The organism is Streptococcus mitis (assembly GCF_905187535.1).
Lineage (GTDB): Bacteria > Bacillota > Bacilli > Lactobacillales > Streptococcaceae > Streptococcus > Streptococcus mitis_BS.
The window spans coordinates 139,554-165,785 of record NZ_CAJJIE010000060.1; the positions used below are offsets into that span (position 1 = coordinate 139,554).

Below are 26,232 nucleotides of genomic sequence, written 5' to 3' on the forward strand. Positions count from 1 at the left end.
TAATAAGGAGATACACTATGTCAAAATTTAATCGTATTCACTTGGTGGTATTAGATTCTGTAGGAATCGGTGCTGCACCAGATGCTAATAACTTTGTCAATGCAGGAGTTCCAGATGGAGCTTCTGACACATTAGGACACATTTCAAAAGCAGTTGGTTTGAATGTCCCAAACATGGCTAAAATTGGTCTTGGAAATATTCCTCGAGAAACTCCTCTTAAGACTGTTCCAGCTGAAAGCAATCCAACAGGATATGCAACAAAATTAGAAGAAGTATCTCTTGGTAAGGATACTATGACTGGACACTGGGAAATCATGGGACTCAATATTACTGAGCCTTTCGATACTTTTTGGAACGGATTCCCAGAAGAAATCTTGACAAAAATCGAAGAATTTTCAGGACGCAAGGTTATTCGTGAAGCTAACAAACCTTACTCAGGAACAGCCGTTATCGATGATTTTGGACCACGTCAGATGGAAACTGGAGAGTTGATTATCTATACTTCAGCTGACCCGGTTTTGCAAATTGCTGCCCACGAAGACATTATTCCTTTAGATGAATTGTACCGTATCTGTGAATACGCTCGTTCAATTACACTTGAGCGTCCTGCCCTTCTAGGTCGTATCATTGCCCGTCCTTATGTTGGTGAGCCTGGAAACTTCACTCGTACAGCAAACCGTCGTGACTTGGCCGTATCCCCATTTGCACCGACTGTTTTGGATAAATTGAATGAAGCTGGTATCGATACTTACGCTGTTGGTAAAATCAATGATATCTTTAACGGTGCTGGTATCAACCATGACATGGGCCACAACAAGTCAAACAGCCACGGAATTGATACATTATTGAAGACCATGGGACTTGCTGAATTTGAAAAAGGATTCTCCTTCACAAACTTAGTTGACTTTGATGCCCTTTACGGCCACCGTCGCAATGCTCATGGTTACCGTGATTGTTTGCATGAGTTTGATGAACGCTTGCCTGAAATTATCGCAGCCATGAGAGAGAATGACCTTCTCTTGATTACTGCGGATCACGGGAACGATCCAACTTACGCAGGAACAGACCACACTCGTGAATATATTCCATTGTTGGCCTACAGCCCTGCCTTTAAAGGGAACGGTTTGCTACCAGTCGGACATTTTGCAGATATCTCAGCGACAGTTGCGGATAACTTTGGTGTTGAAACTGCCATGATTGGTGAAAGTTTCTTAGATAAATTGGTATAAGATGACGCGCTATGCTTTACTTGTTCGGGGCATTAATGTAGGTGGGAAAAATAAGGTTGTCATGGCGCAACTTCGTCAAGAACTGACAGAGTTGGGACTGGAAAAGGTTGAGACCTACATCAACAGTGGCAATATTTTCTTTACTTCGACAGCCCCCAAAGAACGATTGGTTGAAAAGTTAGAGGCATTCTTTGAAGTCCATTATCCATTTATTCAGAGCTTTTCCTTGCTAAGTCAGGAAGACTATGAAGCAGAGCTGAAGAATCTGCCAGATTGGTGGACCAAAGATTTGGCACGAAAAGACGTTCTCTTTTACACGGAGAGCTTGGATGTGGATCAAGTGATCGAGAAAGTGAACAGTTTGGAACTGGAAGATGAAGTCGTTCATTTTGGAAAACTTGGGATTTTCTGGGGAAAATTCTCTGAGGAATCCTACTATGCAACTGCCTATCATAAGTACTTGCTCAAGATGCCTTTCTACCGCCAAATCACCATTCGCAATGCCAAAACCTTTGACAAAATCGGTCAAATGCTAAAAAATAATAAAGGAGACACACAATGACATTTTTAGATAAAATCAATGAAACAGCTGCCTTCCTGAAAGACAAGGGAATCCAAGCACCTGAGTTCGGTCTAATCCTTGGATCAGGACTTGGAGAATTGGCAGAAGAAATCGAAAATCCAGTTGTAGTAGACTATGCTGAGATTCCAAACTGGGGCCGCTCTACAGTAGTTGGTCACGCTGGTAAATTGGTATATGGAGAACTTGCAGGTCGAAAAGTCTTGGCTCTTCAAGGTCGTTTCCATTTCTATGAAGGAAATCCTCTTGAAGTCGTGACTTTCCCAGTTCGTGTCATGAAAGTTCTTGGATGTGAAGGTGTTATTGTAACCAATGCTGCTGGTGGTATTGGCTATGGGCCTGGTACTTTGATGGCTATCTCAGACCATATCAACATGACAGGTCAAAACCCATTGATGGGTGAAAATTTGGATGACTTTGGTCCTCGTTTCCCAGATATGTCTAAGGCCTACACACCAGAATACCGTGCTACTGCCCATGAAGTGGCTAAAAAACTTGATATCAAGCTTGATGAAGGTGTCTATATCGGTGTTACTGGTCCAACTTATGAAACACCAGCAGAAATCCGTGCTTATAAGACGCTTGGAGCAGATGCGGTTGGTATGTCTACTGTTCCTGAAGTTATCGTGGCAGCCCACTCAGGCTTGAAAGTTCTGGGAATTTCATGTATCACTAACTTTGCAGCTGGTTTCCAAGAAGAACTCAACCACGAAGAAGTTGTAGAAGTAACAGAACGTGTTAAAGGTGATTTCAAGGGCTTGCTTAAAGCGATTCTTGCAGAATTGTAATCATGTTAATAGAATTGAGGAGTATTTTTCGAAGAATCCCTTATAATTTTAGATTATTCCTAGCAGTAATTCTACAAGGAATAGTTTCTGGTTTATCTGGTATTTTTCTCCATTATCTTTTAGAGATGGTGGAGGAACTAGCTTTTGGTCAGTCAGAGCATCATAGTGGATTTTTGACAGATGGAGTTTCCTCCTCACGGATAGGACTAAGTTTAATAATCGTGGGTCTTGGCTCATCCTTGGTCTGGTATTTCTTGCAAAAAGGGTCGAAGATTTATTCTATCAAAGCTCAGATGAAGGATGAGACTTCACAATACAAGCTTCATTTTCTAAAACAGCTATTTCATTCAATTTGGCAGATCATTGCAGTTGGAGGGGGAGCACCCATTGGTAAAGAAGCTGCACCACGAGAGATTGGGACTCTGTTTGCAGGACCAATTGGAAATATATGTATACTGTCTATGAAGGATCGTATTTTTCTCCTTGCTTGTGGTGCTGGTGCTGGTTTAGCGGCTGTTTATCAGGTTCCATTAACAAGTGTCTTCTTTGTTTTTGAAACCCTAGGAATTGCTCTATCTATTAAACGATTTGTCTTAGTCGGTTTGACTACCTATGTTTCAACCTATACAGCAGGCTTGGTTATTTCAGATCAGGCTCTCTACCAGATTCCAGCCATCACATGGTCATTAAAGGAAATATGGATTATTCCCTTATTACTTCTTTTCTTAACCCCACTAGCTTGGCTTTTTGGTCGCTTAAGTAAAGAAGCGTCTTCAAAAAGGATAAAAGATAAACGCATACTTCTCACATTGCCCTCAGCTTTTCTTTTTCTTGTTGGATTGGCAAGTTATTTTCCACATCTACTTGGAAATGGACGGATGATGGCTCAGGAAGTATTAAATGGTAGCAATGGAAAAACAGTACTCCTCTTGTTTATCCTAAAAGCACTGGTCGTTCTTATTACTCTGTGGGCAGGGGCCTATGGTGGTACACTTACGCCATCTTTTGCTTTGGGGATAGCTGGAGCTGCCCTCCTTGGCATAATTCTAGGTGGAGATAGTAAGTTAACCATGTTGCTTTTGGGATCTGTTTGCTTTTTATCTGTAACCTTGAGAGCGCCCATTTCTGCAACTGGATTAGTAATAGGCTTCACTGGGGTAGGTTTAGATTCTCTTCCGTATCTCTTAATAACGGCTTTCCTAGCTTATGACTTTGCAAAAATGTTAGACCGCTTTCCTTGGGCTAGCATACTGTGTCAGAAGTCAAAGAATTAAGTAATTAGGTAGGAAATACCCATTTCTTCTAGTCAATGATTTGATTTAAAAGATTAAAAAATAGTCTCAATTTATTAATAATTGTTTTAAATAAAAATGAAGTAGGCTTATTGGAGTCTTGATTGAATCCGATTTTTCCTAGCTATAAAATATAAAAATAAAAGTATATAATAGAAATATATAAAAAAGAAAGGTAGAGCGTGTGTTCTAATTTGAACACGAGCGGAAAACTTTTCATAACAATAAAAGAAAGGATGGGTAAACCGTATTTGTTGAACTGAATACGGGCTATTCTCTTCTATATAATCAAAATTTAAAAAGAAAGGAATTGACCCCACCCTAAAAGCAGTAGGAAAAAGATAGTTGGTCTAGCGAGCATCGCTCACTGCGCCCAACTCCTATTTTTCCTTCGCTTTTTGACGGGTTTGGTATCTTTCTCAGTATAAAATATAAAAAAGAAAGGTAGAGTGAAGTGTTCTAATTTGAACACGAGCGGAAAACTCGGAAAATAGATAATCTGACTGAGAAATCAGGATTTCTCGTCAGATTCCTAATTTTCAGTCGTTTTCTTGTCGCTCTTTGTATCATAAATTATGTCTATCCATATTGCTGCTCAGCAGGGTGAAATTGCTGACAAAATTCTTCTTCCTGGGGATCCTCTTCGTGCTAAGTTTATTGCGGAGAATTTCCTTGAAGATGCTGTTTGTTTTAACGAAGTGCGTAACATGTTTGGTTACACTGGTACTTACAAGGGTCACCGTGTATCTGTCATGGGAACTGGGATGGGGATGCCATCTATTTCGATCTACGCGCGTGAGTTGATTGTTGACTACGGTGTGAAGAAGTTGATTCGTGTGGGAACCGCTGGTTCGTTAAACGAGGATGTTCACGTCCGTGAATTGGTTTTGGCGCAGGCAGCCGCAACCAACTCTAACATCATCCGTAATGACTGGCCGCAGTACGATTTTCCACAAATTGCTAGCTTTGATTTGCTAGATAAGTCCTATCATATTGCCAAAGAACTTGGTATGACCACCCACGTTGGGAACGTTTTGTCATCTGATGTCTTTTATTCAAACTACTTTGAAAAGAACATCGAGCTTGGTAAATGGGGAGTCAAGGCTGTGGAAATGGAAGCAGCAGCTCTTTACTATCTTGCTGCTCAATACCATGTTGATGCGCTAGCTATTATGACTATCTCTGATAGTCTGGTCAATCCTGATGAAGATACAACTGCAGAAGAACGCCAAAATACCTTCACCGATATGATGAAGGTTGGATTAGAAACCTTGATTGCAGAATAAAAGAAAACACAAAAGGAAGATTTTCTGGATGAAAATCTTCCTTTTTTAGTCATTCAGCCCATGCTGACCTTAATGAAACGTTACTCTATAGTCTATTTTTAAGAGATTGCAAGAAACAATCAATCTCTGCTTGAGAATAAAGAATACGCAACTTTTCTGGGTAAGTATTGCTTAAGTGTTGGTATCTTTCCTTAGCATTTTTTGTTCGTCCATCCCAGAGAATCCAACGAATAAATTCCCAGTTGAATTGCTCGGGGCATCCCTTAGCCATACTTTCTCTCACTTTTCCTCTGTATTTTAAATAGCGCTTAAAGGCTCTTAGCAAACAATTCCAAGCAGAGAAGTTTAAAAAGATGATCTGGTCAGCTTCCTGCATTCTCTCTTCGTAATAGCACCAAGAATAATTCCCATCGATGACCCAAGCTTCATGCTTGGTGAGAAAGTTTTTCATCTCGGTCAACATCCATTCACGGTCACTGTCTTGCCAACCAGGTTGAAATTGTAGTGTGTCCATATGCAGTTTTGGGATGGAGTAGTAGTGAGACAACTTTTCTGCTAGAGTTGACTTACCAGCACCAGAATATCCAATAATCGCGATTTTCATTTTCTACCTTTTCCTATTTGAGGACAAAAAAACAGCCTCTATGGACTGTTTCTTATTTAGCAAGTTTAGCTGAAAGACGAGCTTTGTCGCGGCTTGCTTTGTTTTTGTGAATCAAACCTTTAGTTTCTGCTTTGTCGATAGCTGAGCTAGCAGCACGGAAAAGTTCTTCAGATGGGTTTGCTTCGAAAGCTTTGATAGCAGTACGCATAGCTGATTTTTGAGCTGAGTTCTTTTCGTTTTGTTTAACGTTCAATTCAGCGCGTTTGATAGCTGATTTAATGTTTGCCAATGTTCTTACCTCCATATTTACTAACTATACCATTATATCTGAAAACTTACGTTTTGACAAGGGAAAATTATTTTTTTAAGTAAATTTCATCGATTTCATGGTTCTTTGTTTTATGAAGAATTACTTCTGCACGATTTCTAGTTGGTTCAATATAATTTTGTAGATTTGTGAGATTGATACTAGTCCAGACCTGATGAGCAAAGGCCTCCACTTCCCCAATCGGCATTTGAGTAAAACGATAATAGTAGCTATCAGGGTCGTTTTGGGCTAGGCTCAGCATTTTCAAGAAACGGTCGAGATACCAACTCTCAATGTCATCCACTGCAGCATCAACATAGATGGAAAAGTCAAAGAAGTCAGTGATATAGAGACGCTCGTTTTGTGGGTTTTGAAAGACATTAATCCCCTCGACAATCACAAAATCAGCAGCTTTGACACTTTGTTTTTCCTCAGGAACGATGTCGTAGACTTCATGAGAATAGACAGGAATATCTACATCTTGTCCATTTTTGATGTGATCCAAGAAGTTGAGAAGAGCTTCCATATCATAGCTTTCAGGAAATCCCTTGCGATTTAAAATCCCTTGTTCAATCAAGGTCTGGTTGGGATAGAGAAAGCCGTCAGTTGTTACCAATTCAACTGTAGCATCTGTAAGTGTACGGGACAGTAGGATTTGAAGTAGGCGACTGGTTGTTGATTTTCCAACGGCAACGCTACCAGAAACTCCAATGATAAAAGGCTGGGATTTGCTTTCGCGTTGAAGGAAAATCCCTTTTGAAAATGCCAAATCATCCTTGGTACGCTTGTAAATCTGGATGAGATGGGCTAGGGGGAGATAGACATCGGTAACATCCTGCAAACTAATCTGGTCATTAAAACTCTTGATGGATTCTAATTCCTCTTCAGTCAAAGGAGGTGTTGTCTTTCGATGTAACGATTGCCAAGTCTGGCGGCTGATTTTTTCAAAATGTAAAAATTCGTTGGTCATTTGTTTTCCCCTAGATATTTTGTTTATCATACCATAAAAAGCTAAAAAAATAAAGCGGTTTCTTGATGATAGTAAGCCAATATCGTATAATAGAGGTAGATAGAGGATGAACAATTTATTGATGAAGTAGGGGATGGTTTCTACTGATTTATAAGCTTATAAAGGGAGCTTTTTAGTTCACAACTTATAGGAGGTGTACTATGAAAATCTTAAAACGTTATATATTGGAACTTTGTTTTATTTTAAGTTTTGCACTACCTTTTTTAAAAGGAGCGAATGCGGATAATGGTAGACGTTTTGTGGAAACCTATTACGGTTTTACTTTTTTGATGGAACATGTCATTGTAACAGTTGTCTTTATCTGTTCGCTCTTGATTGCTTGGCTACTAAAAAAACGATGGGCGAAAAGGCTTGCTGCTGGAAGTTATCTATTTTTGATTTTGTGGATTGCTACAGAAGGGTATCTCTTCCGTATGTCTCTAGAAGATTTGATACGACTTTGGACAAGTTTGGAATTCCTGACAAAAACGTATCAGTTGGGCTTTTATCTAAACATCTTGTTGGGAATTTTGTTGATAATTAAGTATCTGAAGGTTAAGCAATAGTAATAAAAATACGCCCGATTATAGATGATAAACTTTTTGTTATATCCTGATTATGATATTTCTGGTTCTAAATGGTTTATCATTCATCTATAAGTGTTGAAAGAGATTGAAGAAAAGGTCTTCTTGACTAGCTTTCTTCAGTCTTTTTCGTTTTATTATCAATTTGTAAACGATTTACAATTTAAGGCAAATTATGGTAAAATAGTTTCATGAGTAAAATGTATTATGCAGAAAATCCTGACGCTGCTCACGACATTCATGAGTTGAGAGTGGACTTGTTGGGAGAAAAAATGACCTTTTTGACGGATGCGGGTGTTTTTAGCAAGAAAATGGTTGACTTTGGAAGTCAACTCTTGCTCAAATGTCTAGAGGTCAACCAAGGAGAGACTGTCCTTGATGTAGGCTGTGGTTATGGGCCTTTGGGCTTGTCCTTGGCTAAGGCTTATGGAGTTCAGGCGACCATGGTTGATATCAATAATCGTGCCTTGGATCTGGCGCGACAAAATGCTGAACGAAATAAAGTAGAAGCGACGATTTTCCAGTCCAACATCTATGAACAAGTTGAAGGGAAATTTGACCATGTCATTTCCAATCCCCCTATCCGTGCAGGTAAGCAAGTGGTTCATGAAATCATTGAGAAAAGCGAAGATTTCTTGGAAACTGGTGGGGATTTGACTATCGTTATCCAGAAAAAACAAGGGGCTCCAAGTGCCAAGTCCAAGATGGAAGAGGTGTTTGGTAATTGTGAAATCGTCAAAAAAGATAAGGGATACTATATCCTTAGAAGTGTGAAAGAATGAGAGCAGTTGATTTAATCCAAAAGAAACGAGACGGTCAAGAATTGACTTCGAGTGAAATTGAATGGCTAGTTGAAGGCTATGTGTCAGGAGCTGTCCCTGATTATCAGATGTCTGCCTTTGCCATGGCTGTTTATTTCAAAGGAATGACGACACGAGAAATCTCAGATTTGACTATGAATATGGTTAAGACTGGGCAAGAGTTTGATTTATCAGCTATTGATGGGGTTAAGGTTGATAAACATTCTACGGGTGGTGTTGGTGATAAGGTGACCTTGATTTTGGCTCCCCTTGTTGCTAGCTTTGGTGTGCCTGTGGCAAAAATGAGTGGTCGTGGTCTTGGTCATACTGGTGGAACAATTGATAAATTGGAGTCCATTAAGGGCTATCAAGTCGAGCGCAGTCAAGAAGATTTCATTCGTCAGGTGCAGGACATTGGAGTGTCCGTCATTGGGCAATCAGACCAGTTGGTTAAAGCAGATAAGCTTCTCTATGCTCTCCGTGATGTGACCGCGACCGTCGACACGATTCCTTTGATTGCCAGTTCGGTGATGAGCAAGAAAATAGCGGCAGGAGCGGATGCTATTTTGCTAGACGTGACTGTCGGTGAGGGTGCTTTCATGAAGACGGTTGATGAGGCGCGAGAACTGGCTCAAACCATGGTGGAGCTTGGTAAGGCAGTTGGTCGAAAGACGGTAGCCGTGATTACAGATATGAGTCAGCCTTTGGGACGAGCGATTGGAAATCGTCTGGAAATCCTTGAAGCACTGGAGATTTTACAAGGACAAGGCCGTCAGGATATTACCCACTTTATCTGTGAATTGGCTCAGATTATGCTTGGTTTGGCAAATGTAAATAAGACAGTTGAAGAAGTTCGCCAACATCTTGAAAGTGGCCAAGCACTGGCTAAGTTTGAGGAGATGGTGCAAGCTCAAGGTGGAGATTTAGAAGATCTCTATCGTCCAGTCAATGTGTCCCATGTGGTGGAAATCCCTGCCCAGGAATCAGGTGTCATTTCAGCTCTTCCAGCCATGGAATTTGGCCTTTATGCCATGAGACTGGGAGCCGGCCGTGCAGTCAAGACTGATGTCTTGGACTATGAAACTGGAATTGTTTTTGAAAAGAAAGTTGGAGATTCCGTTCAAAAGGGAGAAATTGTTGCAAAAGTATACACAAATGGAAAAATTTCTCCTCAGCTAGTTACAGATTTTCAAAAATATGTTAAAATAAATGATAGGGTGCGAAGTTTACGAGAAATTATAGAAATTATCTCATAAACAACAGGAGAATCCGGATATGAAATTAAATAAATATATCGATCATACGCTTTTGAAGCAGGATGCGACAGAAAAACAAATTGATTGTTTGTTGTCTGAGGCTAGAGAGTATGATTTTGCCAGCGTCTGTGTTAATCCGACCTGGGTTGAACATGCTAAAAAAGGGCTTGAAGGTACAGATGTCAAGGTCTGTACAGTGGTTGGTTTCCCCTTGGGAGCAACAACTTCAGCCGTGAAAGCATTTGAAACCAAAGAAGCTATTCAAAATGGTGCAGACGAGATTGATATGGTGTTCAATGTTGGAGCTCTCAAATCAGGTGATTTGGCCTTGGTAGAGTCAGATATTCGCTCAGTAGTGGAAGCAAGTGGTGACAAGTTAGTGAAAGTCATTATTGAAGCCTGCCTTCTGACTGACAAAGAAAAAGTTGTGGCTTGCCAATTGGCCCAAAAAGCGGGAGCTGATTTTGTGAAAACATCTACTGGCTTTTCAACTGGTGGCGCTACGGTAGCAGATGTTACATTAATGCGTGAAACAGTTGGACCTGATATGGGAGTCAAGGCTGCTGGCGGAGCTCGTTCTTATGAGGATGCTCTTGCCTTTGTGGAAGCAGGTGCGACTCGTATCGGAACGTCAGCTGGGGTAGCCATTTTAAAAGGAGAATTGGCTGATGGCGACTACTGAGTTGATTGAACTAGCAATTGAAACCAGCAAACATGCCTACGTCCCCTATTCTCACTTTCCTATCGGAGCAGTTTTAGTAGCCAAAGACGGAAGTGTTTACACGGGAGTGAATATCGAAAATGCTAGCTATCCTTTGACCAATTGTGGTGAGAGAACAGCCATTTTTAAGGCTGTATCTGAAGGGCAAAGAGAATTTTCAGAGCTGATTGTTTATGGTCAAACTGAAAAACCGATTTCACCATGTGGTGCTTGTCGCCAAGTAATGGTCGAATTTTTTGAACAAGATCTAAAAGTGACCTTAGTCGCAAAAGATAAATCGACGGTCGAGATGACGGTCGGGGAATTACTTCCATATTCTTTTACAGACTTAAACTAGTCTGAGTCGCTCTTTGAGTGGCACGGTCCTTGTGACCAATCAATCCATACTTGCAACATCGTTGCACATCTTATTTAGGAGGTTCAGTAATGAACAAGAAACAATGGCTAGGCCTTGGTCTAGTTACAGTGGCAGCAGTTGGACTTGCTGCATGTGGTAACCGCTCTTCTCGTAACGCAGCTTCATCTTCTGATGTGAAGACAAAAGCAGCAATCGTCACTGATACTGGTGGTGTTGATGACAAATCATTTAACCAATCAGCTTGGGAAGGTTTGCAAGACTGGGGTAAAGAACACAATCTTTCAAAAGATAAAGGTTTCACTTACTTCCAATCAACAAGTGAAGCTGACTATGCTAACAACTTGCAACAAGCGGCTGGAAGTTACAACCTAATCTTCGGTGTTGGTTTTGCCCTTCACAATGCGGTTGAAGAAGCAGCAAAAGACCACTCTGATTTGAACTATGTCTTGATTGATGATGTGATTAAAGATCAAAAGAATGTTGCTAGCGTAACATTTGCTGATAACGAAGCTGCTTACCTTGCGGGAGTTGCAGCAGCTAAAACAACTAAAACAAAACAAGTTGGTTTTGTAGGTGGTATTGAGTCTGAAGTTATCTCACGTTTTGCAGCTGGATTTAAAGCTGGTGTTGAGTCAGTAGATCCATCTATCAAAGTACAAGTTGACTACGCAGGTTCATTTGGTGATGCTGCTAAAGGTAAAACAATTGCAGCAGCACAATACGCAGCTGGTGCAGACGTTGTTTATCAAGCAGCAGGTGGAACAGGTGCTGGTGTCTTTGCAGAAGCAAAATCACTCAACGAAAGCCGTCCTGAAAATGAAAAAGTTTGGGTTATCGGTGTTGACCGTGACCAAGTAGGAGAAGGTAAGTACACTTCTAAAGATGGTAAAGAATCAAACTTCGTTCTTGTATCTACTTTGAAACAAGTTGGTACAACTGTAAAAGATATTGCTAACAAAGCAGAAAAAGGTGAATTCCCTGGCGGTCAAGTGATCGTTTACTCATTGAAAGATAAAGGGGTTGACTTGGCAGTAACAAACCTTTCAGAAGAAGGTAAAAAAGCTGTTGAAGATGCTAAAGCTAAAATCCTTGATGGAAGCGTAAAAGTTCCTGCAAAATAATGGATGGAAGTCATTTCTTAGGAAGCGGCCCTCGGCCGCTTTTTTAAGAGTTGAGACAAAGTCATTTTGTCTCAGTAAAGCTTGCTACTAGAGAAACTAGCAAGTTTTATTGAAATAAAATAAGACTCTGAAAGGAAGAGCACATGGCACACGAAAATGTCATTGAGATGCGTGATATTACCAAGGTGTTTGGTGAATTTGTTGCCAACGACAAAATCAACCTGCACCTACGAAAAGGTGAAATTCATGCACTTTTAGGAGAAAATGGGGCTGGAAAGTCCACGCTCATGAACATGTTAGCAGGGCTTCTTGAACCAACCAGTGGTGAAATTGTGGTCAACGATCAAGTTGTCAACCTTGACTCACCATCTAAAGCAGCTAGCTTGGGAATCGGAATGGTTCACCAGCACTTTATGTTGGTAGAAGCCTTCACAGTGGCTGAAAACATCATTTTAGGTAGTGAATTGACTAAAAATGGTGTGCTAGATATCGCTGGAGCTAGCAAAGAAATCAAGGCTCTTTCTGAACGTTATGGCTTAGCTGTTGACCCTTCTGCCAAGGTAGCAGATATCTCAGTTGGAGCCCAACAACGTGTAGAAATTTTAAAAACCCTTTATCGGGGGGCTGATATCCTTATCTTTGACGAACCGACGGCTGTTTTGACTCCATCAGAAATTGATGAGTTGATGGCTATTATGAAAAATCTTGTCAAAGAAGGAAAATCAATTATCTTGATTACCCACAAGTTGGACGAGATTCGAGCAGTTTCTGACCGCGTTACAGTTATCCGTCGTGGGAAATCAATTGAAACAGTCGAAATTGCAGGAGCTACCAATGCTGATTTGGCAGAAATGATGGTAGGACGTTCTGTTTCCTTTAAAACAGAGAAGCAAGCCTCTCAACCAAAAGAAGTGGTCTTGTCTATTAAAGACTTGGTGGTCAATGAAAACCGCGGTGTCCCAGCTGTGAAAAATCTGTCCTTGGATGTTCGTGCTGGAGAGATTGTTGGTATTGCGGGGATTGATGGAAATGGTCAGTCTGAACTGATTCAAGCCATCACAGGTCTTCGCAAGGTTGAATCTGGTAGCATTGAGCTAAAAGGAGATTCAATTGTAGGCTTGCACCCACGACAAATTACAGAGCTAAGTGTTGGGCACGTTCCAGAAGATCGTCACCGTGATGGTTTGATTTTGGAAATGATGATTTCTGAAAATATTGCCCTTCAAACCTACTACAAAGAACCACATAGTAAAAATGGAATTTTGAACTATTCAAATATTACTTCTTATGCTAAAAAGCTAATGGAAGAGTTTGATGTTCGTGCTGCCAGCGAATTTGTTCCTGCAGCTGCACTCTCAGGAGGAAATCAACAAAAAGCAATTATTGCTCGTGAAATTGATCGAGATCCTGATCTCCTTATCGTCAGCCAGCCAACTCGTGGGTTGGATGTCGGTGCCATTGAATATATCCACAAACGCTTGATTGAAGAGCGTGATAATGGCAAGGCTGTCCTTGTTGTCAGCTTTGAATTGGATGAGATTTTAAACGTCTCAGACCGTATTGCCGTTATCCATGATGGTAAGATTCAAGGTATTGTATCACCAGAAACAACCAATAAACAAGAACTTGGTGTCTTGATGGCTGGTGGAAACTTGGGAAAGGAGAAGAGTGATGTCTAAAAATTTACAACAAATTTCGGTTCCCTTGATTTCTGTATTCCTAGGAATTTTACTCGGAGCCATTGTCATGTGGATCTTTGGTTATGATGCTATTTGGGGCTATGAAGAATTGTTCTATACAGCCTTTGGTAGCCTGCGTGGAATTGGAGAAATCTTCCGTGCTATGGGGCCATTGGTCTTGATTGGTCTTGGTTTTGCCGTTGCCAGTCGAGCAGGTTTCTTTAACGTCGGGCTTCCTGGTCAGGCTTTGGCGGGTTGGATTCTCAGTGGTTGGTTTGCCCTGTCGCATCCAGATATGCCGCGTCCCTTGATGATTCTAGCAACCATCGCGATTGCCTTGATTGCTGGTGGAATTGTCGGCGCGATTCCGGGTATTCTGAGAGCCTATCTAGGGACGTCAGAGGTCATTGTGACCATCATGATGAACTACATTGTATTGTATGTAGGAAATGCCTTTATCCATGCCTTCCCTAAAGACTTTATGCAAAGTACAGATTCGACCATTCGTGTTGGGGCTAATGCAACCTATCAGACACCTTGGTTGGCTGAGTTGACTGGTAATTCGCGGATGAATATTGGTATTTTCTTTGCTCTCATTGCCGTTGCAGTCATTTGGTTCATGCTCAAGAAAACAACTCTTGGTTTTGAAATCCGTGCTGTTGGTCTTAATCCTCATGCTTCAGAATATGCTGGTATTTCTGCAAAAAGAACGATTATCCTCTCAATGATTATTTCAGGTGCCTTGGCAGGTCTTGGTGGAGCTGTTGAAGGACTTGGAACCTTCCAGAACGTCTATGTTCAAGGGGCGTCTTTAGCTGTTGGATTTAACGGGATGGCGGTTAGTCTGCTTGCGGCTAACTCACCAATCGGTATTCTCTTTGCAGCCTTCCTGTTTGGTGTTCTCCAAGTTGGAGCTCCTGGTATGAATGCGGCGCAGGTACCGTCTGAGCTTGTCAGCATTGTAACAGCGTCTATTATCTTCTTTGTCAGTGTTCATTACCTTATCGAACGCTTTGTCAAACCGAAAAAACAAGTTAAAGGAGGTAAGTAAAGATGTCTATTACAACCTTGCTCACCCTCTTGGTGTCTTCTATGCTGATTTACTCAGCACCCCTCATCTTTACAAGTATTGGTGGTGTTTTCTCTGAACGTGGTGGTGTGGTAAACGTCGGCCTTGAAGGAATTATGGTTATGGGTGCCTTTTCTGGAGTTGTCTTTAACCTTGAATTTGCAGAACAATTTGGCGCAGCAACTCCATGGCTATCTTTGCTAGTTGCAGGATTGGTTGGAGGCCTCTTCTCTATCATCCACGCAGCAGCGACGGTTCATTTCCGTGCAGACCATGTTGTCAGCGGTACGGTATTGAACTTGATGGCGCCAGCCTTGGCTGTTTTCTTAGTGAAAGTTCTTTATAACAAAGGACAAACCGACAATCTAAGTCAGACTTTTGGACGCTTTGATTTCCCAGTCTTGGCCAATATCCCAGTGATTGGTGATATCTTCTTCAAGTCAACAAGTCTACTTGGTTATCTGGCGATTGCCTTCTCATTCCTTGCTTGGTTTATCCTCTTCAAGACTCGCTTTGGTCTTCGTCTCCGCTCTGTCGGTGAGCATCCTCAAGCAGCGGATACCTTGGGAATCAATGTCTACAAGATGAGATATTTAGGGGTTATTATTTCCGGTTTCCTAGGTGGAATTGGCGGAGCGATTTATGCTCAATCCATCTCAGTTAACTTCTCAGTGACAACTATTGTTGGACCTGGATTTATCGCTCTTGCTGCGATGATCTTTGGAAAATGGAATCCAATCGGAGCCATGCTATCTAGTCTTTTCTTTGGACTCTCACAAAGTTTGGCTGTTATCGGATCTCAATTGCCATTCCTACAAGGTGTGCCAACAGTTTATCTTCAAATCGCACCTTATGTTTTGACTATTCTTGTCTTGGCAGCCTTCTTTGGAAAAGCAGTTGCACCAAAAGCAGATGGTATCAACTATATCAAATCAAAATAAGCATACAAAAAAACGTCAGTTCTGTTCAAACTGGCGTTTTATTTTTTAGGATTTTGATGAGTCAAGTTCAGTCCCCAAGGAACAAGATTTTCAGTTTTATTTTGGATGCGTGTGATATTATCTTTATGCCTAATGATAATCAAACTAGCAAGAGCTAGGATAATGGCGATGAAGAGAGGGTCGTAGTTACTCAGTATAAAACCAAAAAGTGGAAAGAGTAGAACTCCGATGACGGCTGCGATAGATGCTGTGACACTGGAAAGTGAAATCATACTGCCTAGATAGAGGGTCCCAAAGAAAACAACCGCAAGGTAGAGGCAGAAAACAGGCGCAAATCCAAAAATCACTCCAGCACTGGTTGCGACAGCCTTACCACCTTTAAATCTTGCAAAGATAGGAAAGGTATGTCCAATAACAGCCAAAAGTCCAAAGATGAGAGGTGAAACACCTTGAAGATGAAAAATAATCGGAAGAAGCGTTGCTAGGGTTCCTTTAAAAAAGTCAATCACAAAGGTTGCCATACCCGCTTTCTTGCCTAAGATACGGAAGGTATTGGTTGTTCCTGTGTTACCAGAACCATGCTCGCGCAGATTGATTTGAAAGAATACTTGTCCAATCCAGAGACCAGACGGAATCGAACCCAGCAGATAGGCTAGGATTAATAAAACTATTGTAATCATACTCCTATTATATCATGAATTGGGAAAGAAAGGCAGAGAATCTCTACTGAAATTGTCACACCGGAGAAAGAAAAATTTTGCAAAATCCTTGGAAAACCTGTAGAATAGTAAAGATGAACGAATAGGAGGTTCCTTGTGTCAAAAAAGGAAATCAATATTAACAATTATAATGATGATGCCATTCAGGTGTTAGAAGGGTTGGATGCGGTTCGAAAACGTCCAGGGATGTATATCGGATCAACTGATGGCGCTGGTCTCCACCACCTCGTCTGGGAAATCGTCGACAATGCTGTCGATGAAGCCTTGTCTGGGTTTGGTGACCGTATTGATGTGACCATCAATAAAGACGGGAGTTTGACTGTGCAAGACCATGGTCGTGGGATGCCGACGGGAATGCACGCTATGGGGATTCCAACTGTTGAGGTTATCTTTACTATTCTCCACGCTGGAGGAAAATTCGGTCAAGGAGGCTACAAAACATCTGGTGGACTTCACGGGGTAGGCTCTTCTGTCGTCAATGCTCTTTCTAGCTGGTTAGAAGTTGAAATCACCCGTGATGGCGCAGTTTACAAGCAACGTTTTGAAAATGGGGGAAAACCTGTCACGACCTTAAAGAAAATCGGTACAGCGTCCAAGTCTAAGACAGGTACCAAGGTTACGTTTATGCCTGATGCGACGATCTTCTCTACGACAGATTTCAAGTACAATACCATTTCAGAGCGTCTTAATGAATCAGCCTTTCTCTTGAAAAATGTGACCTTGTCTTTGACGGACGAGCGAACAGATGAAGCGATCGAGTTTCACTATGAAAATGGGGTGCAGGACTTTGTTTCTTATCTTAACGAAGACAAGGAGACCTTAACGCCAGTTCTTTACTTTGAAGGAGAAGACAATGGTTTCCAAGTGGAAGTGGCTCTCCAGTACAATGATGGATTTTCAGATAACATTCTATCTTTTGTCAATAACGTTCGTACCAAGGATGGTGGAACGCATGAGACAGGACTCAAGTCCGCTATTACCAAGGTTATGAACGACTACGCGCGTAAGACGGGGCTTCTCAAGGAAAAAGATAAAAACCTTGAAGGGTCAGACTATCGTGAGGGGCTAGCGGCTGTCCTCTCTATTCTAGTCCCTGAAGAACATTTGCAGTTTGAGGGTCAGACCAAGGACAAGCTAGGAAGCCCTCTTGCTCGTCCTGTTGTGGATGGCATTGTGGCTGATAAGTTGACCTTTTTCCTTATGGAAAATGGGGAATTGGCTTCTAACCTCATCCGCAAGGCTATTAAGGCCCGTGATGCTCGTGAAGCGGCACGTAAGGCGCGTGATGAGAGCCGAAATGGTAAGAAAAATAAGAAAGACAAGGGCTTGTTGTCTGGAAAATTGACCCCAGCCCAGTCTAAGAATCCAGCTAAGAATGAACTCTATCTGGTCGAGGGAGACTCTGCCGGTGGTTCTGCCAAACAAGGCCGTGACCGTAAGTTCCAGGCTATCCTACCTCTTCGTGGTAAGGTCATCAATACAGCCAAGGCCAAGATGGCGGATATCCTCAAAAATGAAGAAATCAATACCATGATTTATACCATTGGTGCGGGTGTGGGAGCAGACTTCTCCATTGAAGATGCCAACTATGACAAGATCATTATCATGACCGATGCGGATACTGACGGTGCTCATATCCAAACCTTGCTCTTGACATTTTTCTATCGTTACATGCGTCCGCTAGTTGAGGCAGGACATGTCTATATCGCCCTTCCGCCTCTTTACAAGATGTCCAAAGGAAAAGGCAAGAAAGAAGAAGTGGCCTATGCTTGGACGGACGGTGAGCTAGAAGAGCTCCGTAAACAGTTCGGTAAAGGCGCTACTCTCCAACGCTACAAAGGTCTTGGTGAGATGAATGCGGACCAGCTCTGGGAAACAACCATGAATCCAGAAACGCGCACCCTTATCCGTGTCACAATCGAAGACCTAGCTCGCGCCGAACGTCGCGTCAATGTCCTCATGGGAGACAAGGTCGAACCACGACGTAAGTGGATTGAGGATAATGTCAAGTTTACGCTAGAAGAAGTGACAGTATTTTAAAAGTTATAAAATTAATATAGATAGTCAAATGGAGAAATAAAAATGTCTAACAATATTAACGAAGAACAAGTGAAAGAAGCTCTTGAAAGTGGTTATGGAAAATCTGAGGCTTTATTAAATAATAAAGATGAATTAGATGATTTTTTATATCGATTGGAGCAAAAAATAAAAGAAATGCCATTAGTCGGAGAAGAATTTGCTGTTATCCCGATTATGATTTCTTTGATTAAACATTATGTGGAAGGGAAGTACACTACTGTTCCTTATGGAACAATTTTGGCAATTATGAGTGCACTTATTTATGTTTTGTCTCCAGTAGATATTATTCCTGATTTTATTCCGTTTGTAGGACATTTAGATGATGTGGCAGTAATTGGACTTTGTTTATCAATGGTAAAAACAGATATCGAGGTTTATGATGAATGGCGTCAGTCATAAGGAATGATTCAAGGTAACAGTTTATTTACCCTAATATAATAGTTATATATTAGAGTGAAGGTGAATAAGGTATCAATATGAGAACTGAAACAGAAATGCTTGATGTAATTTTAAAGACTGCCGAAACCATACAAGTAGAGGCTGTTGCCATGTCTGGTTCACGGACAAACCCAAAGGCCCCAAAAGATGAATTTCAAGACTATGACGTGGTCTATATTGTGGACGATTTAGATAATCTGACGAGTGACCTTTCTTGGCTAGACCAGTTTGGCAAACGCATTATTGAGCAAGAGGTTGCTCTTGACCATCGTCGTCTATATCTTATGCTTTTTGAAGACGGCAACCGTATCGATTTGACTCTCTGCCCCAAAGAACACATTCAAGAGTGGGTGGATAGTGAGGCAGGATTCACTGTTTTAGAAGATTCAGAACATTTATTTGAACCCTATTCCCCAAATCTAGAGCGTTTCTGGATACATCAAGCTAGTGAGACAGATTTTAAAAATTCTTGTAATGAATTTTGGTGGGTATCAGCCTACGTGGTCAAAGGAATTTATCGAAAGCAACTTATCTATGCGACCGACCATCTCTACAGTATTTGTCAACAAGAACTCCTGAAAGTCTTATCTTGGCAGGTCGCAAGTGAAAAGGGAGCAGTTGACATCGGTAAAAATTATAAGTACATCTTTAACTATTTGCCTGCTCAGAAAGAGAATGAATTCTCAAGTCTACTTGATTTCTCAAATAGTGACAAAATCACTCAGTCATTGTTTGCTACGATGCAACTTTTTCATCAAGAAGCTCAATTCTTTGCTCAAAAGATGGGCTTTGACTATGATAGGGAAGTGGCTGAGAAGATGATTGAGTATGCTGTGGAAAGACTTCAAAACACTATGTAAATAAAGAACCTAAATTATAACATTAACCTACAGAAAGGATAGTTTGGTTACTCATCGTAACTGAACATTGGACTAATCCTTTTATCATTACACATACTCTACATTTTTTGAAAGGAGTTGAATACGCCCCCAATGCTGGGTGAAAAAGATAAATTCTATGGTGAGCTTGCTTACTTCAAGAATTTTCTATTTTCACTTGGTATTTTACGGGCTCTGTATCCTATATGAGTAACATTCAAAACATGTCCTTGGAGGACATCATGGGAGAGCGCTTTGGTCGCTACTCCAAGTACATTATTCAAGACCGGGCTTTGCCAGATATTCGTGATGGGTTGAAGCCGGTTCAGCGCCGCATTCTTTATTCTATGAATAAGGATGGCAATACCTTTGATAAGAGTTACCGCAAGTCGGCCAAGTCTGTTGGTAACATTATGGGGAATTTCCACCCACACGGTGATAGTTCTATCTATGATGCCATGGTTCGTATGTCTCAGGATTGGAAAAATCGTGAGATTTTAGTTGAAATGCACGGTAATAACGGTTCTATGGACGGAGATCCGCCTGCGGCCATGCGTTATACCGAGGCGCGTTTGTCTGAGATTGCAGGCTATCTTCTTCAGGATATCGATAAAAAGACCGTTCCTTTTGCTTGGAACTTTGACGATACCGAGAAAGAACCTACTGTTTTACCTGCAGCCTTTCCAAACCTCTTGGTCAATGGTTCGACTGGGATTTCAGCTGGATATGCTACGGACATTCCACCTCATAATTTGGCCGAAGTAATCGATGCGGCGGTTTACATGATTGACCATCCAACGGCCAAAGTTGAAAAACTCATGGAATTCTTGCCTGGGCCAGATTTCCCTACAGGAGCTATCATCCAAGGCCGTGATGAAATCAAGAAGGCCTATGAAACTGGTAAGGGGCGCGTGGTTGTTCGTTCCAAGACTGAAATTGAGAAGTTAAAAGGTGGTAAGGAACAAATCGTTATCACTGAGATTCCTTATGAGATTAATAAGGCTAACTTAGTCAAGAAAATCGATGATGTCCGTGTCAATAACAAGGTGGCTGGCATTGCTGAAGTTCGTGATGAGTCTGACCGTGATGGTCTTCGTATTGCTATTGAGCTAAAAAAAGATGCCAATACGGAGCTTGTTCTCAACTACCTATTCAAGTACACCGACCTACAAATCAACTACAACTTTAATATGGTGGCGATTGACAATTTCACGCCTCGTCAGGTTGGGATCGTTCCAATCTTGTCTAGCTACATCGCCCACCGTCGTGAAGTGATTTTGGCGCGTTCACGCTTTGACAAGGAAAAGGCTGAGAAGCGTCTCCATATCGTCGAAGGTTTGATTCGTGTGATTTCGATCTTGGATGAAGTCATTGCTCTTATCCGTGCTTCTGAGAATAAGGCTGACGCCAAGGAAAATCTCAAGATCAGCTATGATTTTACAGAAGAGCAGGCTGAGGCTATCGTAACCTTGCAACTGTACCGTTTGACCAATACCGATGTGGTTGTCTTGCAGGAAGAAGAAGCAGAACTTCGTGAAAAGATTGCCATGCTTGCGGCGATTATCGGTGATGAACGGACTATGTACAATCTCATGAAGAAAGAGCTTCGTGAGGTCAAGAAGAAATTTGCGACACCACGTTTGAGTACTTTGGAAGATACAGCAAAAGTAATCGAGATTGATACAGCTAGTCTGATCGCCGAGGAAGATACCTACGTCAGCGTGACCAAGGCAGGTTACATCAAGCGTACTAGTCCACGTTCCTTTGCGGCTTCAACGCTGGAAGAAATTGGCAAACGTGACGACGATCGTTTGATTTTTGTGCAAGCTGCCAAGACAACCCAACACCTCTTGATGTTCACAAGTCTCGGAAATGTCATTTATCGACCAATCCATGAATTAGCAGATATTCGCTGGAAGGATATTGGAGAGCATCTGAGCCAGACCATTACAAACTTTGAGACTAACGAAGAAATCCTTTATGTGGAAGTCGTGGATCAGTTTGATGATGCGACAATTTATTTTGCGGCGACTCGTCTCGGTCAAATCAAGCGTGTAGAACGAAAAGAATTCACCCCATGGCGGACCTACAAGTCTAAGTCTGTCAAGTATGCTAAGCTCAAAGATGAGACAGACCAGATTGTGGCAGTAGCTCCAATCAAACTAGATGATGTTCTCTTGATCAGCCAAAATGGTTATGCCCTTCGTTTCAATATCGAAGAGGTACCAGTTGTCGGTGCTAAGGCTGCAGGTGTCAAGGCTATGAACCTGAAAGAAGATGATACCCTCCAATCGGCCTTTATCTGTAACACTTCATCCTTCTACCTCTTGACTCAGCGTGGAAGTTTGAAACGTGTTTCTATTGACGAAATTCCAGCAACTAGCCGTGCCAAACGAGGACTACAAGTCTTGCGTGAGTTGAAAAACAAACCGCATCGTGTCTTCTTAGCAGGATCAGTTGCAGAGCAAGGATTTGTTGGTGATCTCTTCAGTACAGAAGTGGAAGAGAACGACCAAACGCTGCTTGTCCAATCGAACAAAGGAACAATCTATGAAAGTCGACTACAAGACTTGAATCTGTCAGAACGCACAAGTAATGGTAGCTTCATCTCTGACACGATTTCGGATGAAGAAGTTTTTGACGCTTATCTTAAAGAAGTATTTACTGAAGCTAAATAAGTGAAATGAAGAATCAGTTCTAAGAGCTGGTTCTTTTTATTGAAGAAATTTTCTGAAAATTACAAAATATACTTGCTATTTTAGAAAAATAGTGTAGAATAAAAGAAATAGGTTTTTAGAATAAGGAGTGGAATATGACAGTAACGATTGATTGGGAAAATCTCGGTTTTTCCTATATGAAATTACCTTATCGCTATATTGCTCATTTTAAAAATGGACAATGGGATCAAGGAGAGCTTACAGAGGATGCAAACTTGCATATTTCAGAGTCTTCTCCAAGTCTTCACTATGGTCAACAAGCATTTGAAGGTTTGAAAGCTTATCGTACTAAGGATGGTAGTGTTCAACTGTTCCGTCCTGATGAAAATGCTAAACGCTTGCAACGTACCTGTGACCGTCTCTTGATGCCACAAGTTCCAACAGAAATGTTTGTTGAAGCTTGTAAAGCAGTTGTCCGTGCCAATGAAGAATACGTACCACCATACGGAACAGGTGGAACCCTTTATCTTCGTCCTCTTTTGATTGGAGTAGGAGATATTATCGGGGTAAAACCGGCAGAAGAGTATATTTTCACCATTTTTGCTATGCCAGTTGGAAATTACTTTAAAGGTGGATTGGTTCCAACCAACTTCTTGATTCAGGATGAATACGACCGTGCAGCACCAAATGGTACAGGTGCGGCTAAGGTTGGTGGAAACTATGCTGCAAGTCTCTTGCCAGGGAAATTGGCCAAGTCACGTCATTTCTCAGATGTTATCTATCTAGACCCTTCAACACATACAAAGATTGAAGAAGTCGGTTCAGCTAACTTCTTTGGAATTACGGCTGATAATGAATTTGTGACACCATTGAGTCCTTCTATCTTGCCATCTATTACCAAGTATTCTTTGCTTTATTTGGCAGAACATCGCTTGGGCTTAACTCCTATTGAGGGGGATGTCCCAATTGATAACCTTGACCGTTTTGTAGAGGCAGGTGCTTGTGGTACAGCAGCGGTTATTTCTCCAATTGGAGGTATTCAACACGGTGATGATTTCCATGTATTCTATAGTGAAACAGAAGTAGGTCCTGTGACTCGTAAATTATATGATGAATTGACAGGAATTCAGTTTGGTGATATTGAAGCGCCAGAAGGTTGGATTGTAAAAGTAGATTAAAATAAACTAAAGGAGATTTTTTATGAAATCGAAAAAGTGGCTCTTAACAGCAGGAGTGGTCCTGAGCACAACAGCTCTTTTAGTAGCTTGTGGAAAAGCTGATAAAGAAGCAGATGCACCGACAACATTCTCATATGTCTATGCAGTAGATCCTGCATCTTTGGACTATAGTATAGCGACTCGTACTTCTACAACAGATGTCATCGGGAACGTGGTTGATGGTTTGATGGAAAACGACCAGTACGGAAATGTGATTCCTTCCCTGGCTGAAGATTGGTCTGTCTCAAAAGATGGTTTGACTTATACCTATAAACTACGTAAAGGGGTTAAATGGTACACATCAGAAGGTGAAGAATACGCCGAAGTAACAGCCCATGACTTTGTAACAGGACTAAAACACGTGGCCGACGGTAAGTCAGACGGTGTCTCTCTTATCCAAAATTCAATCAAGGGCTTGGATGCCTACATGACTGGTGAGACTAATGATTTCTCTACAGTTGGTGTCAAGGCTTTGGATGATTACACAGTTGAATATACTCTAAACAAACCAGAAAGCTTCTGGAACTCTAAAGTTACAACAGCAACGATGTTGCCTGTAAATGAAGAGTTTTTGAAGGCATCAGGTAAAGATTATGGAGCAGTTACTCCAGCAGGGATTCTCTACAACGGTCCTTATATCTTGAAGACCCTAACTTCTAAATCGTTGATTGAATACGAGAAAAATCCAAATTATTGGGATAAAGAAAAGGTAAAAATCGAGAAGATTAAATTGACTTACTACGATGGTTCTGATCAGGAATCCTTGATCCGTAGTTTCTCATCTGGTGCCTATACGACAGCACGTCTCTTCCCAAGTAGCTCAAACTTTGCTTCTACTTTGGAACAATACGGAGATAAAATCACATATAGCCCACAGGACTCAAGTAGTTATTACTTCACCTTTAACGTAAATCGTCAGTCATATAATAAAACTGCGAAAACAAGTGAAGAGCAAAAAACTTCAACTAAAGAAGCTATGCTGAATAAGGACTTCCGTCAGGCTATCAACTTTGCCTTCAACCGTCATTCTTATGCTGCACAGCTAAATGGTGAAGACGGTGCGGACAAGATTATTCGTAACAGTCTAGTTCCAGATAACTTTGTGCAAGCAGGTGGTAAGAACTTTGGTCAAATCGCTCAAGCAGAGTTGGTGAACTATGGTGACCAATGGAAAGGTGTTGAGCTAGTTGACGGTAAGGATTCTATCTACAACCCTGACAAGGCTAAAGCAGCCTTTGAAAAAGCTAAGAAAGACCTAGAATCTAAAGGGGTAACTTTCCCAATTCACTTGGATGTCCCAGTTGAACAAACAGATACCATCGCCGTTCAACAAAGTAACTCTTTCAAACAGTCTATCGAATCAACACTTGGTGCTGAAAATGTTGTCATCGACGTTCTTCAAATGACAGATAATGAAAAGGAAACAATCACTTCACAAGCGCGTGTTCCTTCTCAAAAAGACTATGATTTGAACAGTACAGGATGGGCTCCAAGTTATCAAGACCCAGCATCTTACTTGAATATCATGGATCCTAAATCAGGTTCTGCTATGAAGCACCTAGGTATTACTAAAGGGAAAGATAAAGATGTTGTAGCTAAACTTGGTTTAGATGAGTATAAGAAATTATTGGATGATGCGGATTCAGAAACTACGAATCTTGAAGAACGCTATGAAAAATATGCCAAGGCTCAAGCTTGGTTGACAGATAGTTCATTATTGATGCCAACAGCCTCATCTGGTGGTTCTCCAGTTGTAAGTAATGTAGTACCATTCTCAAAACCATACTCACAAGTTGGTATTAAGGGTGACCCATATATCTTTAAAGGAATGAAATTGCAAAAAGATATCGTTACGACAAAAGAATATGAAGAAGCACTGAAAAAATGGCAAAAAGAAAAATTGGAATCAAATGGTAAATACCAAAAAGAACTAGAAAAACACATTAAATAAAGCAGAAAACTCTATATCAGACATGGAATGATATAGAGTTTTTTCTTGCTAGTTTTAGGATTTTCTTGTAAAATAGAAAAAGTGAAGAGAGGTATGAAATGAGTAAGAAAGATAAAAAAATCGAAATTCAAGTAGCAGATGCCAAAGTTAAGGTAGGAAAAGACAGTTTTGAAGGTTATACATTGACCATTGGTAAAAAAGTTATCGGAGAAATTGCCGAATTAGATGGACAATTTGCCATTATAAAGAATGGGAATGTCGATAGTTTTTATAAAAAATTGGAAAAAGCTGTGGAAATTTTGATTGAAAATTATAATTTAGCAAAATAAGTCTTGTTTTTTTGAAATTTTCATGATATAATAGTCCATGTTGATTGTAGGAGAGATAGCGAAGAGGCTAAACGCGGCGGACTGTAAATCCGCTCCTTCGGGTTCGGGGGTTCGAATCCCTCTCTCTCCATTTCATCAATGGGGTATAGCCAAGCGGTAAGGCAAGGGACTTTGACTCCCTCATGCGTTGGTTCGAATCCAGCTACCCCAGTTCTTAGGTAATGATCAAGATAAAAAGCAAAATATCTTAGGGTATTTTATTTTTATAATTGAAAGACGTGAACGATATGAACATGTCCTTGCGGGTGCTTAGGAAAAAAATTATAAGTATGTCAAGTTT

At 41.1% G+C, this 26,232-nt stretch carries 25 protein-coding genes and 2 tRNA genes; 23 read left to right on the top strand and 4 right to left on the bottom strand.

Translation table 11 applies throughout. From position 1 onward, the window contains the following. Window positions 1–17 precede the first annotated feature (17 nt). The 5 genes from JQ841_RS07850 to deoD all read left to right on the top strand — a co-directional run bounded on the left by JQ841_RS07850 (window position 18) and on the right by deoD (window position 5,175). Window positions 18–1,229: a phosphopentomutase gene (locus JQ841_RS07850; protein ID WP_203180592.1), complete on the top strand. Its 1,212-nt coding sequence runs from the start codon at window positions 18–20 to the stop codon at window positions 1,227–1,229. A 1-nt stretch (window position 1,230) separates the two neighbouring features. Then, window positions 1,231–1,791, top strand: coding sequence for a DUF1697 domain-containing protein (locus JQ841_RS07855; RefSeq protein ID WP_203180593.1), 561 nt, complete (start codon window positions 1,231–1,233; stop codon window positions 1,789–1,791). Further along, window positions 1,788–2,597: a purine-nucleoside phosphorylase gene (locus JQ841_RS07860; RefSeq protein ID WP_203180594.1), complete on the top strand. Its 810-nt coding sequence runs from the start codon at window positions 1,788–1,790 to the stop codon at window positions 2,595–2,597. The genes JQ841_RS07855 and JQ841_RS07860 overlap by 4 nt, the downstream gene beginning before the upstream one ends. 2 nt (window positions 2,598–2,599) lie before the next feature. Further along, a complete protein-coding gene (locus JQ841_RS07865) occupies window positions 2,600–3,871 on the top strand; it encodes a chloride channel protein (protein WP_203180595.1) in 1,272 nt (423 codons plus the stop codon). Window positions 3,872–4,464: 593 nt separating this feature from the next. Beyond that, on the top strand, window positions 4,465–5,175 hold the full coding sequence (gene deoD, locus JQ841_RS07870) for a purine-nucleoside phosphorylase (RefSeq protein WP_203180596.1): 711 nt from the start codon (window positions 4,465–4,467) through the stop codon (window positions 5,173–5,175). Window positions 5,176–5,260: 85 nt separating this feature from the next. Here the strand turns inward: deoD and JQ841_RS07875 are convergent, their stop codons facing one another. From JQ841_RS07875 to coaA, 3 genes are all read right to left on the bottom strand, one after another. Beyond that, window positions 5,261–5,779, bottom strand: a complete 519-nt coding sequence (locus JQ841_RS07875) for a DNA topology modulation protein (RefSeq protein WP_203180597.1) — start codon at window positions 5,777–5,779, stop codon at window positions 5,261–5,263. A gap of 52 nt (window positions 5,780–5,831) precedes the next feature. Next, window positions 5,832–6,068 (bottom strand): 30S ribosomal protein S20, encoded by a 237-nt coding sequence (rpsT, locus tag JQ841_RS07880; protein ID WP_001274000.1) that lies wholly within the window; start codon window positions 6,066–6,068, stop codon window positions 5,832–5,834. A gap of 67 nt (window positions 6,069–6,135) precedes the next feature. Then, entirely contained in the window at window positions 6,136–7,056 is a 921-nt protein-coding gene (gene coaA, locus JQ841_RS07885) for a type I pantothenate kinase (protein WP_203180598.1), read from the bottom strand. 200 nt (window positions 7,057–7,256) lie between these two features. Here coaA and JQ841_RS07890 point away from each other — a divergent pair, with 200 nt between their 5' ends. From JQ841_RS07890 to JQ841_RS07930, 9 genes are all read left to right on the top strand, one after another. Then, window positions 7,257–7,661: a hypothetical protein gene (locus JQ841_RS07890; RefSeq protein WP_203180599.1), complete on the top strand. Its 405-nt coding sequence runs from the start codon at window positions 7,257–7,259 to the stop codon at window positions 7,659–7,661. A 209-nt stretch (window positions 7,662–7,870) separates the two neighbouring features. Then, window positions 7,871–8,461, top strand: a complete 591-nt coding sequence (locus JQ841_RS07895; protein ID WP_338015009.1) for a class I SAM-dependent methyltransferase — start codon at window positions 7,871–7,873, stop codon at window positions 8,459–8,461. Further along, on the top strand, window positions 8,458–9,735 hold the full coding sequence (locus JQ841_RS07900) for a pyrimidine-nucleoside phosphorylase (protein WP_203180600.1): 1,278 nt from the start codon (window positions 8,458–8,460) through the stop codon (window positions 9,733–9,735). Before JQ841_RS07895 ends, JQ841_RS07900 begins: the two co-directional genes overlap by 4 nt. A 19-nt stretch (window positions 9,736–9,754) precedes the next feature. Then, complete coding sequence (gene deoC, locus JQ841_RS07905; RefSeq protein ID WP_203180601.1) at window positions 9,755–10,417, top strand: deoxyribose-phosphate aldolase; 663 nt, start codon at window positions 9,755–9,757, stop codon at window positions 10,415–10,417. Continuing rightward, on the top strand, window positions 10,404–10,793 hold the full coding sequence (locus JQ841_RS07910; protein ID WP_000246089.1) for a cytidine deaminase: 390 nt from the start codon (window positions 10,404–10,406) through the stop codon (window positions 10,791–10,793). Before deoC ends, JQ841_RS07910 begins: the two co-directional genes overlap by 14 nt. 89 nt (window positions 10,794–10,882) lie before the next feature. Continuing rightward, window positions 10,883–11,935: a BMP family lipoprotein gene (locus tag JQ841_RS07915; RefSeq protein WP_203180602.1), complete on the top strand. Its 1,053-nt coding sequence runs from the start codon at window positions 10,883–10,885 to the stop codon at window positions 11,933–11,935. Between the two features lie 143 nt (window positions 11,936–12,078). Continuing rightward, window positions 12,079–13,614, top strand: coding sequence for an ABC transporter ATP-binding protein (locus JQ841_RS07920; RefSeq protein WP_203180603.1), 1,536 nt, complete (start codon window positions 12,079–12,081; stop codon window positions 13,612–13,614). Continuing rightward, entirely contained in the window at window positions 13,607–14,665 is a 1,059-nt protein-coding gene (locus JQ841_RS07925) for an ABC transporter permease (protein WP_203180604.1), read from the top strand. Before JQ841_RS07920 ends, JQ841_RS07925 begins: the two co-directional genes overlap by 8 nt. Window positions 14,666–14,667: 2 nt before the next feature. Further along, window positions 14,668–15,624, top strand: a complete 957-nt coding sequence (locus JQ841_RS07930; RefSeq protein WP_033677420.1) for an ABC transporter permease — start codon at window positions 14,668–14,670, stop codon at window positions 15,622–15,624. Between the two features lie 38 nt (window positions 15,625–15,662). Here the strand turns inward: JQ841_RS07930 and plsY are convergent, their stop codons facing one another. Beyond that, window positions 15,663–16,304 (bottom strand): glycerol-3-phosphate 1-O-acyltransferase PlsY, encoded by a 642-nt coding sequence (gene plsY, locus JQ841_RS07935; RefSeq protein ID WP_203180605.1) that lies wholly within the window; start codon window positions 16,302–16,304, stop codon window positions 15,663–15,665. A gap of 135 nt (window positions 16,305–16,439) precedes the next feature. On the opposite strand from plsY, the gene parE reads away from it, so the two are divergent. The 9 genes from parE (at window position 16,440) to JQ841_RS07980 (ending at window position 26,103) form a co-directional block, all read left to right on the top strand. Beyond that, complete coding sequence (parE, locus tag JQ841_RS07940) at window positions 16,440–18,383, top strand: DNA topoisomerase IV subunit B (RefSeq protein WP_084863195.1); 1,944 nt, start codon at window positions 16,440–16,442, stop codon at window positions 18,381–18,383. A gap of 42 nt (window positions 18,384–18,425) precedes the next feature. Further along, a complete protein-coding gene (locus JQ841_RS07945; RefSeq protein ID WP_203180606.1) occupies window positions 18,426–18,821 on the top strand; it encodes a YkvA family protein in 396 nt (131 codons plus the stop codon). 77 nt (window positions 18,822–18,898) lie between these two features. Further along, complete coding sequence (locus JQ841_RS07950; RefSeq protein ID WP_203180607.1) at window positions 18,899–19,720, top strand: aminoglycoside 6-adenylyltransferase; 822 nt, start codon at window positions 18,899–18,901, stop codon at window positions 19,718–19,720. A gap of 224 nt (window positions 19,721–19,944) precedes the next feature. Further along, window positions 19,945–22,416, top strand: coding sequence for a DNA topoisomerase IV subunit A (parC, locus tag JQ841_RS07955; protein ID WP_203180608.1), 2,472 nt, complete (start codon window positions 19,945–19,947; stop codon window positions 22,414–22,416). 134 nt (window positions 22,417–22,550) lie between these two features. Then, window positions 22,551–23,573, top strand: a complete 1,023-nt coding sequence (locus JQ841_RS07960) for a branched-chain amino acid aminotransferase (RefSeq protein WP_101782039.1) — start codon at window positions 22,551–22,553, stop codon at window positions 23,571–23,573. Between the two features lie 22 nt (window positions 23,574–23,595). Then, window positions 23,596–25,563 carry a peptide ABC transporter substrate-binding protein gene (locus JQ841_RS07965; protein WP_033681952.1) on the top strand — a complete coding sequence of 656 codons (1,968 nt, stop codon included), beginning with the start codon at window positions 23,596–23,598 and terminating at the stop codon, window positions 25,561–25,563. 98 nt (window positions 25,564–25,661) lie between these two features. Next, on the top strand, window positions 25,662–25,892 hold the full coding sequence (locus JQ841_RS07970) for a DUF2969 domain-containing protein (protein WP_000037110.1): 231 nt from the start codon (window positions 25,662–25,664) through the stop codon (window positions 25,890–25,892). 49 nt (window positions 25,893–25,941) lie between these two features. Next, window positions 25,942–26,022 (top strand) — tRNA-Tyr (locus JQ841_RS07975). Window positions 26,023–26,031: 9 nt separating this feature from the next. Next, window positions 26,032–26,103 (top strand) — tRNA-Gln (locus JQ841_RS07980). The last annotated feature ends 129 nt before the right edge of the window (window positions 26,104–26,232 follow it).

Coding starts and splice junctions, on each gene's coding strand:
- JQ841_RS07850 (WP_203180592.1), top strand. CDS start 18: ATGTCAAAATTTAATCGTATTCACTTGGTGGTATTAGATTCTGTAGGA.
- JQ841_RS07855 (WP_203180593.1), top strand. CDS start 1,231: ATGACGCGCTATGCTTTACTTGTTCGGGGCATTAATGTAGGTGGGAAA.
- JQ841_RS07860 (WP_203180594.1), top strand. CDS start 1,788: ATGACATTTTTAGATAAAATCAATGAAACAGCTGCCTTCCTGAAAGAC.
- JQ841_RS07865 (WP_203180595.1), top strand. CDS start 2,600: ATGTTAATAGAATTGAGGAGTATTTTTCGAAGAATCCCTTATAATTTT.
- deoD (WP_203180596.1), top strand. CDS start 4,465: ATGTCTATCCATATTGCTGCTCAGCAGGGTGAAATTGCTGACAAAATT.
- JQ841_RS07875 (WP_203180597.1), bottom strand. CDS start 5,779: ATGAAAATCGCGATTATTGGATATTCTGGTGCTGGTAAGTCAACTCTA.
- coaA (WP_203180598.1), bottom strand. CDS start 7,056: ATGACCAACGAATTTTTACATTTTGAAAAAATCAGCCGCCAGACTTGG.
- JQ841_RS07890 (WP_203180599.1), top strand. CDS start 7,257: ATGAAAATCTTAAAACGTTATATATTGGAACTTTGTTTTATTTTAAGT.
- JQ841_RS07895 (WP_338015009.1), top strand. CDS start 7,871: ATGAGTAAAATGTATTATGCAGAAAATCCTGACGCTGCTCACGACATT.
- JQ841_RS07900 (WP_203180600.1), top strand. CDS start 8,458: ATGAGAGCAGTTGATTTAATCCAAAAGAAACGAGACGGTCAAGAATTG.
- deoC (WP_203180601.1), top strand. CDS start 9,755: ATGAAATTAAATAAATATATCGATCATACGCTTTTGAAGCAGGATGCG.
- JQ841_RS07910 (WP_000246089.1), top strand. CDS start 10,404: ATGGCGACTACTGAGTTGATTGAACTAGCAATTGAAACCAGCAAACAT.
- JQ841_RS07915 (WP_203180602.1), top strand. CDS start 10,883: ATGAACAAGAAACAATGGCTAGGCCTTGGTCTAGTTACAGTGGCAGCA.
- JQ841_RS07920 (WP_203180603.1), top strand. CDS start 12,079: ATGGCACACGAAAATGTCATTGAGATGCGTGATATTACCAAGGTGTTT.
- JQ841_RS07925 (WP_203180604.1), top strand. CDS start 13,607: ATGTCTAAAAATTTACAACAAATTTCGGTTCCCTTGATTTCTGTATTC.
- JQ841_RS07930 (WP_033677420.1), top strand. CDS start 14,668: ATGTCTATTACAACCTTGCTCACCCTCTTGGTGTCTTCTATGCTGATT.
- plsY (WP_203180605.1), bottom strand. CDS start 16,304: ATGATTACAATAGTTTTATTAATCCTAGCCTATCTGCTGGGTTCGATT.
- JQ841_RS07945 (WP_203180606.1), top strand. CDS start 18,426: ATGTCTAACAATATTAACGAAGAACAAGTGAAAGAAGCTCTTGAAAGT.
- JQ841_RS07950 (WP_203180607.1), top strand. CDS start 18,899: ATGAGAACTGAAACAGAAATGCTTGATGTAATTTTAAAGACTGCCGAA.
- parC (WP_203180608.1), top strand. CDS start 19,945: ATGAGTAACATTCAAAACATGTCCTTGGAGGACATCATGGGAGAGCGC.
- JQ841_RS07960 (WP_101782039.1), top strand. CDS start 22,551: ATGACAGTAACGATTGATTGGGAAAATCTCGGTTTTTCCTATATGAAA.
- JQ841_RS07965 (WP_033681952.1), top strand. CDS start 23,596: ATGAAATCGAAAAAGTGGCTCTTAACAGCAGGAGTGGTCCTGAGCACA.
- JQ841_RS07970 (WP_000037110.1), top strand. CDS start 25,662: ATGAGTAAGAAAGATAAAAAAATCGAAATTCAAGTAGCAGATGCCAAA.